The organism is Kiritimatiellia bacterium (assembly GCA_028715905.1).
Classification (GTDB): Bacteria; Verrucomicrobiota; Kiritimatiellia; order JAAZAB01; family JAAZAB01; genus JAQUQV01.
Window position 1 is genome coordinate 1 of record JAQUQV010000020.1, and the last position, 12,865, is coordinate 12,865.

The 12,865-nt window shown below is 52.0% G+C and carries 9 protein-coding genes; 5 read left to right on the forward strand and 4 right to left on the reverse strand.

The genetic code is table 11. The features are described 5' to 3' along the window. From PHP98_05590 to PHP98_05605, 4 genes are all read right to left on the reverse strand, one after another. The coding region (locus tag PHP98_05590) for an N-6 DNA methylase (protein ID MDD5483107.1) at positions 1-2,755 on the reverse strand (2,755 nt) is incomplete at its 3' end. 852 nt (positions 2,756-3,607) lie between these two features. Then, the gene (locus tag PHP98_05595; protein MDD5483108.1) at positions 3,608-3,928 is read right to left on the reverse strand and encodes a hypothetical protein; all 321 of its coding nucleotides are present in this window, start codon (positions 3,926-3,928) and stop codon (positions 3,608-3,610) included. 1,395 nt (positions 3,929-5,323) lie between these two features. Then, positions 5,324-5,524 (reverse strand): hypothetical protein, encoded by a 201-nt coding sequence (locus PHP98_05600; GenBank protein ID MDD5483109.1) that lies wholly within the window; start codon positions 5,522-5,524, stop codon positions 5,324-5,326. Continuing rightward, a complete protein-coding gene (locus PHP98_05605; protein ID MDD5483110.1) occupies positions 5,521-6,690 on the reverse strand; it encodes an ATP-binding protein in 1,170 nt (389 codons plus the stop codon). The genes PHP98_05600 and PHP98_05605 overlap by 4 nt, the downstream gene beginning before the upstream one ends. Positions 6,691-6,785: 95 nt before the next feature. Here PHP98_05605 and PHP98_05610 point away from each other — a divergent pair, with 95 nt between their 5' ends. The 5 genes from PHP98_05610 (at position 6,786) to PHP98_05630 (ending at position 12,795) form a co-directional block, all read left to right on the forward strand. Then, entirely contained in the window at positions 6,786-7,406 is a 621-nt protein-coding gene (locus PHP98_05610) for a hypothetical protein (GenBank protein ID MDD5483111.1), read from the forward strand. A gap of 10 nt (positions 7,407-7,416) precedes the next feature. Beyond that, positions 7,417-8,454: a histone deacetylase family protein gene (locus PHP98_05615; GenBank protein MDD5483112.1), complete on the forward strand. Its 1,038-nt coding sequence runs from the start codon at positions 7,417-7,419 to the stop codon at positions 8,452-8,454. A 117-nt stretch (positions 8,455-8,571) separates the two neighbouring features. Next, positions 8,572-9,342 carry a transporter substrate-binding domain-containing protein gene (locus PHP98_05620; protein ID MDD5483113.1) on the forward strand — a complete coding sequence of 257 codons (771 nt, stop codon included), beginning with the start codon at positions 8,572-8,574 and terminating at the stop codon, positions 9,340-9,342. Between the two features lie 62 nt (positions 9,343-9,404). Beyond that, positions 9,405-9,797, forward strand: coding sequence for a hypothetical protein (locus PHP98_05625; GenBank protein ID MDD5483114.1), 393 nt, complete (start codon positions 9,405-9,407; stop codon positions 9,795-9,797). A 55-nt stretch (positions 9,798-9,852) separates the two neighbouring features. Beyond that, the gene (locus PHP98_05630; GenBank protein MDD5483115.1) at positions 9,853-12,795 is read left to right on the forward strand and encodes a DUF2723 domain-containing protein; all 2,943 of its coding nucleotides are present in this window, start codon (positions 9,853-9,855) and stop codon (positions 12,793-12,795) included. The last annotated feature ends 70 nt before the right edge of the window (positions 12,796-12,865 follow it).

Below are 12,865 nucleotides of genomic sequence, written 5' to 3' on the forward strand. Positions count from 1 at the left end.
GCTTGGTCAACGTGCGCTTCTGCAATTGGCTCGCGCTCTCCTCGTCTTTCGGCACAATTCGCGGATAGCGGACAAGGCCGATGTTGGTCTTGCTGTCCACCGTTGCCTTGTCAATGTACCGATCCCAAGGACCGCCGACCGTGCCGAGGAATTCAAGGATTTCCTCGCGCATCCATTCCGGCGGATTCAGCCAGCGCTCGCGCAGTTCGTTCAATTCCCGTGCCGCTTCTGCAATGGCCGCCTCCTGTTCTGGGGTGGGCATCGGCATCGGAAAGGTTTCAAAGCATGTTGTCGGCGTGTAACGTGGTGTATTTCCACCAAGCACTGTGCCTTGGGCCAAAGCCCACAAATCGTGCAATCTGGATTGCAGGACACCGAAAAAGAAGTCGTCGGAGCGGGAGAAAGCAAATGTGGCGCTGTCCGGCAAAGTCGGGACCCTCAGCCAGACAAAGAGTCGGTGCTTTGAAACGCGGCATGTGCAGAGGAAACGCGAAAGCGGCGCAATGACCTCCCGCATGGCCGGTCTGGCCTCAACATGTTGCCACCATAGTCGTCTGTAAGATTCTCGTGCATTTTTCTCGCGATCGGGTTTGATCTCCACCCTGATGTATTCGAAAACGGCCTCATACTTGGCCGCCTCGTCATTCGGCATACCGACGCCATAGTCAATGATCCATTTCCCTTTTGGACGTTGGGTCAGGTCCATGCCATTGACCCATGGCACTACAACGTCAGAATTGGGCCGCCCGTGCGGATTTGGCGAACGGAGAAACGCGATTGCCTTCGTCTCTTCGATGTCAAAGCCTCCACCCTTCGTGGTGCCCATGAAAGCGATATTCAGATTGTCGGCTAAAGAGTCCGCCTGCGTGATATCCACCGCGGATGTCAAGTTGGCATTGATCGTGCCGACCGGCCTGTTGTCGATGATGCGGGTTTTCTCTTCACCGCCGTCGAAGGCAATCAGGCTGACATGAAGGTTTGCACCATCGAGAATCCAGTCTTTGTCAGAAATAGCCCAGAAAATATCCCCGGATTTCTTAATGCGTTTCAATACTTCCCGGTTTGTACCGCCGCGAATGCCCTGCGTGGCGAGAAGTCCGGCGCGTTTACAGTTATCCTTTTCAATATGGGAACGTGCTTTCTCAAACCAATAACAGCATAAATCGGCCTCATGCGGCACGTGGTCTTTCCAGACTCCAAAGAGTTTGTCCATGTATTCATCTCCGAGTTCGCGGCGAAGCATCTTGCCGCCCAAGAACGGCGGATTGCCGACTATAAAATCAATCTTCGGCCATTCCGGCTCTTTTGGATTCGCCGGATCGGATAAATCCATAATCGCATCCATACAACGGAAATTCCCGGCCATGGGTCGCAGGATGGGATCCTGGGTCACTTGGAAGCCGTTCGCACGTGTCCACTGTAAAAACCCGATCCAGACCGTCATTTGCGCCAAGTCATGGGCATAGGGATTGATTTCTATTCCGTAAAGTTGCCAGGGGCCAACCATCGGCAGATAACCGCCGAAACCTTTTTCCATTCCATAAAGGATGACTTCTTTTTCAAGGTCCTTCAGTTTCTGCAAGGTCACATAAAGGAAATTCCCGGAACCGCAGGCCGGGTCAAGGACTTTAACATTGTGGAGACCGGCAAGGAAGCGATGCAAGATACTGTCGGCCTCGCCGCGCGCCTTGCGTTCGGCGCCGGGCGATAGTTTTTTCGCCGTGCTTTTATCGGCTTTCTTTTGTCCGCTAATGAGGAGCGTTTCCACAATCTTTTTTGCTTCGTCCCATTCGCGCCGGAGAGGTTGCATAACGACCGGCTCAACCAGCGTCTCAATATCTTCCCGGCTGGTATAGTGCGCGCCCAACTGAGAACGCTTGGCCGGATCAAGACCGCGTTCAAACAGCGTGCCGAAGATGGAGGGGTCAACCGCGCTCCAGTCCAGCCGTGATGCGGCGACAACCTGCTTGACTTCGTCTTCGGTCATTTCAATGACGGACGCATCGTCAAAAAGATTGCCGTTGAAATGGCGGATGGTATCAAGGCCGAAGTCCCCGCCATTCGCCATTGCCTCAAACAACTGTCGGATGAGTAAACCGAACCTTTGCGGGTCGCCGCCGGATTTTTCCACAATCCGCGTAAAAATCATATCAGGCAAGAGGCCGATATCCTCGGCAAAAAGACAGAAAACAAGCCGATTAAGAAAATGCGCGACTTTTCCTGAATCCAATCCGCGCTTGCGGATGGATTCGGCAATTCCGGCGAACTGCTCCGCCACGGCCCGGGTGATTACTTCGCTCGTCTTGCCCGGGCGCAGTTTTTCCGGCTCAAAAAATACGGCCCGCATGATTTCTAAACTGCGTGGCTCGCCGAGTTGATCAAGAGCAATTTCGTGAGTTACGGAAACCGTTTTCGTGAAGTTCGTATGAACGATAATTCTGTCAAGATCGCAGACCACGAGGAGCGGCGGACTTGCCAACGCGTCGCGGTACAAAAGCAACTGGTCGTAAGCGGTGGCAAGGTCCTTGTGCTTGCCCTTGTACTCCCAGCCGAAAAAGTCCTTCTTCCATACGTCGGCGAAACCTTCGCCGCCGCCCTGCTTGGACGCGCCCTTCTCGAAGCAGAATGTTTCGCCAGTTGGATCGGCCTCGGCGGGTGTCGGATGAGCGAAGACGCGGCACAGGTCAATGAAATGCTCCTGCGCGGCAGAGCGCTCTTTCAATTCCGCCTTCTTCCACTTGGCTATGAATTCCACAATGTTCAATGTGCCTCAGCAATCAGACAAGGACAAGGCCGACAAAGACGCCAAATAAACCGAGCCTTGTTTAAAACTTGGATATGTCTTGGTTCATGCTAGCCGAAACTGTTCAAACGTCAACGCCCAAAACGTATCAACAACAGGGGGATACAAACGCCGCAGTGCAGAAAAAATGCCCAACGTTCAACGATTCCGGACGGCGGCTATGATGATTTAATCCAGGCGCGAATTCTACCGCCGGCGTGAAGCAGTTCTATGGAAATTACCTTCCATTCGCAACGCTTTACAAACAGATTCATAGAATGAAACTGTTTTCAGCTTTTGCTCATGCTCGCGCAATCATTACGTCGTAAATTCCGTAATCATTGCTTCGCCCCCGAAACCAACTTTTATTCAGCACTTTTACTTAGCATCGGAAAGACCGCCCAAGATTCGCAACGCCTATGAACAGATTTGCAAAACAAAACTGTTCTTGGCTTTTGCTCATACTCCGCAATCATTACTTCATAACTTCCGCAATCATTGCTTCGTAACCAGACCCGACTTTTAACGCTGTTCCACAACTCCGAAGAATTATGTCACGCCTTTGATGGCACGAATAATTATCCTTCAGACATCCCGGCCTGTATAAAAAAAGTGGACAGGCCGGAGCGGTGCAGTCCCGGATAGCGGCGGCATCGAACCCGTTGCATTCAACGCAAAATGCGTTGACGGCGGCCCGAAGGCTCTTTCCCGCGTAGGCGCGCCGAAACGTGTCCAAATATCGGGGGGCATCCCGTCGCACGTCCTCAAGACGTTTGGCGCGTTTTAACTCGATTTCGCCCGCGCCAGGGCCTCGAATTGAGGCGCTCATTGTGCAGCCCCCTCTCCGTGAATCAGCGCGGAAACAGCCGACTCCAAAAATCCGCTTGCCCTTGTATGGCCGGGTAGAATCCTCTTTTCCAGAATCCCTTTTTTCGCCCAGGCGTCCACACAACGGACAGACACGGCCAGCCGGCGGGCGCACTCGCTGCGGCGAATTAACCTTGATTCCGACGCAGCGACATGGACAGGATCGGGTTTCGCCGGGCCATTTCGGAGCTGGACCAGCAGGCGGGCACGGTCGCCGGGTGAAACGGATGGATCGGCCCGGAGCATTGCTTTCATGGCATCAAACGTTGTCGCTAACATAATTTAATCCTCCCCCTTGTATTTCCAAAATTCACCCTCCTTCGCCTCCGATTGGCTTCCTCCTTCGCTCGGATAACTTCGGCGGACAAGCCGGAGGGTTTCGCAGAGAGCTTCACTAAATTTTTACACACCTATACTTCAAGCCACCAGCAGGCGGCGCGCTTCGCGCGCCTGCCTGCCGGAGCCTGATTTCACGCTCAGCCGATTTGACCGACCACGTGTCACATGTTTCTGTCCGTCCTTGACATCGCCAGCCATGAATGATCGCGGCGATGATTCGCCTTGATAACTTTCTCCGCCATAAGGCGGATCCGCCCGTGGCGGAAAGACCGACTTGGACAACATCAGAACCGAACCTGCCACCCCACGTTTTGCGTTTTTACACGTTTTTTAATCTGGGGCCTATATCAGGGGCCGACTCCATCGGCAATTACGACGACGACCCAATGCAAACGATTACCGTAATTTTATACCCTGTTCCGGCAGGCCGGACGACAAGAAAAACTGCAAAAGCCCGGCCTTGTCGCTACAATCCAGACGTAATGCCAGGAGCACATCTCCGCATAAGAAAACTCAGCGAAAATGTCTCCGGGATTCAAACTTCATGATTTCAACATGATTTTATAATTTTAATTTCAACTTTAACCGTCCCTGGCTTTCGGACATCATGTCCCCCTACTACTAAGAGGAAAACTGTCCCATTTTTTCGTATTTTTTTACATATTCCATTGACAATAAACGTCTTAACCTGTTCCACTTTAGAAGTACCGTTTCAACTGATATTTTCACCTTTCGCATTACTTCCCGAAAAGACGGTTTTGGATGCCGACATTATGATGTCCCCCTCTACTAATAGGGAAAAATGCGACATTTTTTCATGTTTTTTTGCATATTCCGTTGATAATAAACATTTTAACCTGCGCCACTTTCGGCGCATCGTTTCAGCCGGAATTTCAACCGTTTCACCGCTTCACGAATAGACGGCCGGGATAACAAGCATCATGCCCTCTACTAATAGGATCAAAATGACCATAATTAAGCCGTTTTTTCTTTACATCTAATTGATAACAAACGTGTTAATCTGACCAATTTTTAACCGTACTATTTTGGGCCAAAAAAAAAGGGCTTGCCCTGGCTATCAGCCAAAACAAGCCTATAGCCTTCTAATAAGAAGGCGTTACTTTGAAAGTTACATTTGTAACTTTTGAAGTTACACAAAAACCACCTCGCAAATAAACGGCCGGGGATAAGAAAACATCACGGGGAAGAAATTCATTCAGGGTGTGATCGTCAATCTTGGAGACAACAGCTGGCAGGACAGACACGGTTTGCCGTTACCATGTCAAATGCATGGTTCGCAACTGGAGAAAGGGACTATTGATACGACAGCATGAATCAATAAATATATTTCTTTAAGGGGTCGTGAGGAAACACGATAAAAGGTTCACGCACACCGGCCTTTTCCGTCTTTTCAAGCACAGCGGCTAAATTATTACCATGAGCCACAACGGAAGTGTCTTCCACGGATCGCAGAGACACATACCGCGCATAAGGGCAATCAAGTTTGATAATTCTCGCTCCGGTTAATTTCTTCATGGTTTATTTTTCCCCGCAGTTACTTTCCAGTATCCGCCTTTTCTGGCTCCCACATGACGGATTAGACCGGCGGTTCTTAATCGGGTCAGATGCCATTCAATACCTTTTATGGTCAAGCCCGTTGTCTTGGCTAATTCCGACGCCGACATAGCCGGATTTTTTCGCAGTAAAGACAATATTTTCACCCTAGTTTCTACCCTGGTCTTCACCCCAGTTTCTACCCTAGTTTTCTCCGGCATTTCTTCAACTTTAGGTTTAAAGAAAGTAACCGATAAACCGCCGAATTCCTCTCGAAATTCCGGTTCCGGCAAGCCGGCTTTTTTACAGGCGTCAACTATCTTTGTCGTCCCGCGTCCCCATGCTTCGATCATACCAGCCTTAAAAAACACATCTGCGAGGAACTCATTCCTTGGTTTGGAAGTATGGAGCTTTTTCAAATCTTCTATCCGGATGCTGGCCGGCAAGCCGCCGTCATTCCAGAGATTTAAGGTGTCAGGATAAATCTTTAATTGGGTATGCGCGCCAATATAGCTCCGGTGGATCACGGCATTGATCAACGCCTCGCGTAGCGCCTCCTCCGGATATTCCAGCGTGTCCTTGCGATATATACCTTCATAACTGATGTTTGAAACGAGGTATTTTATCCTTAAAATATCCATTGCTTTTTCTATCTGCTGAAACAGGTTGCCTTCAACGTTGTCCGTGCTGATAATATCGGTATCGTTGATAAACTTGCCTATTTTAATATATGCGGTTATGTAAAATCGTTTCGGGTCTTTGCCGAAAAGCAGAATAGCCGCGCGTCTTAAACGCCCGTTTTCAATAAGATTCAACTTTCTAAGAACAACCGCCATGTTTTTCTCGCCTTGTATAAAAGGAATTCTTTTAACGGCAAGCCTCTTGAATGTCCTGATCGTAGGCATATCTATGTCTTTCAGCGTGGCGCCTTCCTCGAAAAAACCATCCCATGACTTGCCTGATTTTGTCATTAAAAATTCCGAAAGCTCATGGCCCTTAAGTTCGGATATTGTGCTTCCGCTCCTTGTGTAAAATCGGCCATGGTATGAAATTGGGGCCGCTGAATAATCAACCTTGATTTCAATAATCGTTTTGCCGTCGCGTTTTTTGGAAGATACTTCCGGCGTAATTCCCAGAATATCCCGCATCTGGCCGGGTATATCCGCAAGCATTTTTAATGGTTCTTTAACTCCCACGATTTGTCCTTTCCGTCACCAACCATCCTTTTACCCAGAAAACAATGATGAAATACGGGTTTAAAGATTGCGGGATACTGCTTGCCACCGGGCCGACTTCCTGGAAATTCAAGGGCATTGACGATATTGACCAGCGGATAACAGACGCTTTGAGTTTCCGGTATATAGTCCCGCCGCAGGCGCTGGATATTTATGCGCCCGCGCATCACAAGTCAATAATTGAAAAATGCTATAAAAACATCGGCGCGGACAAGAACAAGTACCTGGTCTCCGTTAAAAAGGCAATTACACCGCTGCCTGAATCAAAAATCGCAACCAAGGTCTACGCGAAAACAGGCGACGCGGAAATATGGATAGAAAGTTACGGGGCGGACATCGCAAAGGAACTCAGGAAAATACTGAATGATTTATGCAAAAAACATATTGCCGTTATAAATCTTTATTTGAAACTTGAGGATCCGGCCACTTGCTTTATGACCGCCGAGCTGGAAATGCTCGGCTTCTTTTTCGCCGGCATACTGCCTTGCACCTACATGGGCGACGCTTTAATATTACAGTACCTTAATAATGTTCCGCTGGATTACGGCAAAATTATCGTTTATACGGACATGGCCAGAGAATTATTGAATTATATAAAAAGCAGCGACACCACCCTGGTCCCGGCGTGAATAAAACCGTATGACTCATGGTAAAATCATGCTGGTTGTCAAAAATTTAAAACACGCCCTGCATGCTCCCAAGCAGGAATTATCCGTGCCGCACATGGTGCCGATTCCTTACTTTGAATCTCCGATGCGCATCGCGCAGATAGAAAAAGCGCTGGCGCGGATGACCGGATTACAATATTGCGAACCCGACGCCGCGGGTCCGGAGATATTGCGAGGAATCCACGCCAAGGAATATATAAGTTATATAGAAAAAGTCGGGAGAATGGCAATTGACGACGAAGATTACCGGACTCCATTTGTGATCCCGCCGCGGACGCGCACCTTCAATACCTCCCATATGATTGACCACCTGGCGTTGTTTGCCATGGATACCACAACCCCCATCGGCCGGCACACTTTTACGAGCGCGCTGCATTCCGCTGCGGTGGCCGCCACTGGCGCGCGGAAAATATTGAACGGCGAGAAGAAGGTGTATTGTCTATGCCGGCCGCCGGGACATCATGCAGAACCTTCCCGCTATGGAGGCTACTGTTATTTTAACAACGCAGCGGTCGCGGCGGAACAATTACTTTTAAAAACCGCAAAAGTCTCAATACTTGACATAGATTATCATCATGGGAACGGCACACAGGAGATTTTTTATCGCCGCAATGATCTTCAGTATGTTTCCGTGCACGCGGACCCGCGCATTGATTATCCGTACTATACGGGTTTTAAAAATGAGCGCGGCCAGGGGCGGGGACTTGGGTTTAACCTCAATCTGCCCGTGCCCAAGGATACGGGCGATAATGAATATTTAACATTTATTGAACAAGGCCTTACGGCGATCGGCAAATTTAAAGCCGAAATGTTGATCGTTTCGCTCGGCGTGGATACTTACACGGTTGATCCCGTCGGGGCGCTAAAATTGTCGCAGGAAGTTTTCGGGGACATCGGGTGTTTGATAAAGCAGATTAACCTGCCCGTCCTTGTCCTGCAAGAGGGGGGATATAATGTCCGCGATATCGGGACGCTGGTTTCCAATTTTCTAAAAGGCTTGGGCGTTTAAACGTCTCAATGCACGGCGCAAAAATATATTTGCTTTTTATTGAAAAATGTATTTAACTGCGTGTTGCATTGTCCGGATATAACCGGACGTTGCGCGGAATTCAACGGGAAGCGCAGCATGAAACGTTTTTTGTGCGTCATAGGTTTAGCCGCCGCCGTCATGTTCCTGCCGGCGTGCCGAACCATTTCATCTTTGTCCGGCTCAGGGGCAAAAGCCCTGATGATCGGCGTTTCGCCCAATTACCCGCCGCTTATGTTCATGCAAAACGGCGGGATCGCCGGCGCGGAGGTTGACCTGGCTTCGGAACTCGGCAAGGCGCTCAACCGTCCGGTCCGTTTCCTGCAAGTCAGGTGGGACGACCAGATTGACACCCTCCTCGCGGGACGAATTGACATCATCATGTCGGGAATGACCATCACCGCCGCGCGCAAGGTGCGGATTGCGTTCAGCGACCCTTACCTCCAGCTCGGTATCATGCCGCTGGTCCGCACGCGTGACGCGGCAAAATACTCATCGGCGGAAAAAATCATCAACGGCGACGCCCGGATCGGCGTTGAAAGGGGTTCCACGGCGGACGTCTTCGCCAACCGCAGCTGCCGCTCAACTTCAATTTCCTACGTCCAGCCGATTGACGCCTATTTCTTCCTTGTCAACCGCCGGATTGATGTTTTCCTGCACGACGGCCCCGGCGTGATCTGGCTGGCCGCAAAACACGAAGCGGACCTGCAGGCCATCCGCTTGCCGCTCACCAGGGATGACATCGCGTGGGGACTGCGCAAGGACGACACGGAGCTGCTGGCCGCGGTCAACCGCGCGCTTGCCGCATGGAAAAAAGACGGAACCCTGCAGAAAATTCTGGATAAATGGCTGCCGACCGAACGAAATTGATGCGGGCATAAACTGAAGCCGGATTCATGTAACCGGGAAACATTACTGAGAGGAGAATGGCAATGAAAATAACGCGCGTGTCGGCACTGTTTTTAACGGCTATCATCGTCTGGACGGCGGGCTGCCAGTCAACGCCTCCTCCCAAACCGATCGCCACGTTAACCATCAACGACAAAACGGAGTTCACGAAAGAGATTAGCGCCACCGTTACGGCCGACCAGAAAATCATCATGGACGGCAAAAAATACGAAGTGGCCGACATCCCGCAACAACTGGCGCTGAGGAAGGTCGGCCAATACATCACCATCATGGTCTATCCCGAGTCAAAACTTACGCGCGAAACATTGACGGAGATGGTGAACGTGATGGTTTCCAACAATTATTTCGTCGCCATGGGCAACGATTCCCGGTATGCCGACATTGCCATCCCTCCCCCTCCAAAAACCCAAAAATAAACGCCGGCCGCAGATGGAGAATATCCGCGCCCCCGTTCGGGGGCCTTCTGAAGATATGAACAACCCGGGGAAACAGGATAAACGCGGCGGCGATCAGCCGCCGGCGGGACAAAATCTTGCCGCTCCGGACCCCTTGTTTCGCATCAACGACTGGCTGGCGTTTGCCGTGGCGTTTGCGATAGCGTTGTTTGTCTTCGCCTGGACTCTGGCGCCCACGGTTACGCTGGAAGACTCGGGCGAGCTGGTGGTGGCCGCCGATTACTTGGGCGTGCCGCACCCGCCCGGTTATCCCATCTGGACCATGCTGGCCTGGCTTTTCCAGGCAATCTTCGGCTTTATGCGCTATTACGGCCAGCCGAATCCGGCCTGGGGCGTGAATTTCATGTCGGCCTTTTTCGGGGCCTTGCTTGCGGGCAACGTGGCGCTCCTGATAAGCCGTTCCGGCCTGGACATGCTGCAGTTCCGGCGCCACGAGGAAAACCAACCTTCCACCGGCAACGAAAAAATCATCAGCTGGGCCAGCGGCGTTTCGGCGGGATTGCTCCTGGCTTTCTGCCCCTACATCTGGTCCCAGGCGGTCATCGCCGAGGTCTATACCCTCAACGCCTTCCTGCACGTTTTGATCATGACCCTCCTCTACGCCTGGATGCGGCGACCGAAATCCAGCCGGATTCTTTACTGGATGGCGTTCACCTTCGGGGTTACTTTTACCAACTGCCAGCCTGTTATTCTTCTGGTCCCGGCCATTATCCTGGTTCTCTTTGCGACCGACCGGAAACTCTGCCGCGACTGCGTGGCCGGCGGGTTGATTATTGTCGGCGCGTTTATCCTGTTTTCAATATTTTTACCGCAGTACGCGGTCCGGCCATTTGAGCCGAAGGAACGCTGGATTTTTATCGCCGCGCTCATGCTGGTTGCGCCGGGCGTCATGTTTGTCTTTACGCGCGAACTTTTTACCGAGTGGCGGCGGGTGCTGGCCATGGCGCTCTGCGCGGGCCTGGGGATCAGCCTCTTCGTTTACCTGCCGATTGCCTCAGAGTTCAATCCGCCGATGAACTGGGGTTATCCGCGCACCTGGGAGGGCTTCAAGCACGCCGTCACCCGCGGACAGTACCAGGCCCTCTCGCCGGCGTTCAAGCCCCTGGATTTCATCAAGCAATCATACGAATTCTTCAGCCAGCTTGAAGACCAGTTCCCTTTCCCGATCGCTTTCCTGGCCATTGTGCCGGTTTTTTACTTCCGTTATATCTGGCGGAGGAATTGGGCCTGGCTCTCGGGGTCAATCATTGCTTTTGCCTTCATGGGGCCGGGCATGATGGTGATTCTGAATCCACCGCACGACGTGCAATCGCTTTTCATCGCCGAGGTGCAGTTTGTGCAGTCAACTTCCGTTTATGCAATCTGGCTGGGGTACGGGCTGCTCTTCGCCCTGGCTTTTCTTGAAAGCGTGTTTTCGCGCAAGATGATGCTCATAGGCGCCATCGCGATAACCTTGTTGCTGCCGCTTTCGCTCATCTGGCAGAACCGCTATGACGACAAAATCATCAATTCAACCGGCGGCAATGAACAACGCGGCCATGATTTCGGCTGGCAGTTCGGTAATTACCAGCTGCGCGGGATAGACGCCATCATGGAAGAACTGCGTCCCGGCGAAACGCCCCCCCCCAATCCTGAATATCCGCCTGAAATGGGGACGAACGCCATTTTCTTCGGCGGCACCGATCCCGGACGGTTTGTGCCCACCTACATGATTTACTCCGCCCGGGTGCGCTCGGACGTTTTCCTGATCACGCAGAACGCTCTGGCCGACAACACCTACATGAACGTGATGCGCGACCTGTACGGCGACCAGATCTGGATTCCCACGCCCCAGGACACCAACCGCGCTTTCCAATCCTACGTGGAAGACGTGCGCGCCGGACGCATCCCGGCCAACGCCGCCGTCAGCATTGACAAGAACGGCAAGGTGAGCGTGCAGGGCGTGCAGGGCGTGATGGAAATCAACGGCATCATCAGCAAGGCGATCTTTGAGGCCAACAAGAGCAAGCATCCCTTTTATGTTGAGGAAAGCTATGTGATCATGTGGATGTATCCCTACCTGGAACCGCACGGGTTAATCATGAAAATCAATCCCGAACCGCTGCCGGCTCTGACCCCGGAAATGATCAAGAACGACATGGATTTCTGGAACTGGTATGCCAACCGCCTGCTGAGCGATAAAAAATTTGAAAGGGACACCGTGGCGCGCAAGTCCTTTTCAAAACTGCGCTGCGCTATTGCCGGGCTTTACGCCTACCGCCGCCTGTTCAACGAAGCCGAGGCAGCTTTCCGCCAGGCCGTCAATCTTTTCCCGGGCAGTCCCGAGGCCAATTTCCGCCTCGCCGATCTTTACCTCCAGAACAACCGTTTCGCCGATGCGCTCAGCGTGATGGAAAAGAATCTTGAATGGGACCCGCGGAACGACAGAATAGTCGGCTTTATCAACCAGATCAGGGACATGGAAAAAATGCACAACCGGATCAATGAATTGCAGCAGGAGCTGGCCGGCGGGGGTGGAACGCTGGACCATGTCCTGGAACTGTCCATGCTGTATTTGCGGTCCAACCGGGACCAGCCGTTTGCCGATTTGTCCCGGCAGGTCTTGAACAATACCAGCCTGCCGCCGCAAATCTGCCTGAAAGTCGCCGAGATAGCAATGTCGGTCCAACCCCAGCGCCTCGGCATGGTGGCGGAAGCATATCAGCATTATCTGGCGCGCGAGCCTTCCGATCCCAGGATCTGGCACGAACTGGGCTGCGTGCAGGCCGCGATCGGCCAGCCCAGCAATGCCCTGCATTCCCTGCAACAGGCCGTTGCCCTCGGCGGCGAGCCCATCAAAGACGTTATGCGCAAAGACCAGCGCCTGGAACCGTTGCGCGTTTCGCCTGTTTTTCAGAAACTTGTCGCCCCCGCCCCGCAGCGCGGCTTTACGCCGTTCCCGGGAATTGTGCCTCCTTAAGAGAGACGGAAGAAGGGAAAAATACAAGCGGAAAAAAAAACCGTCACGAATCCCGGGGACAATTTTTATT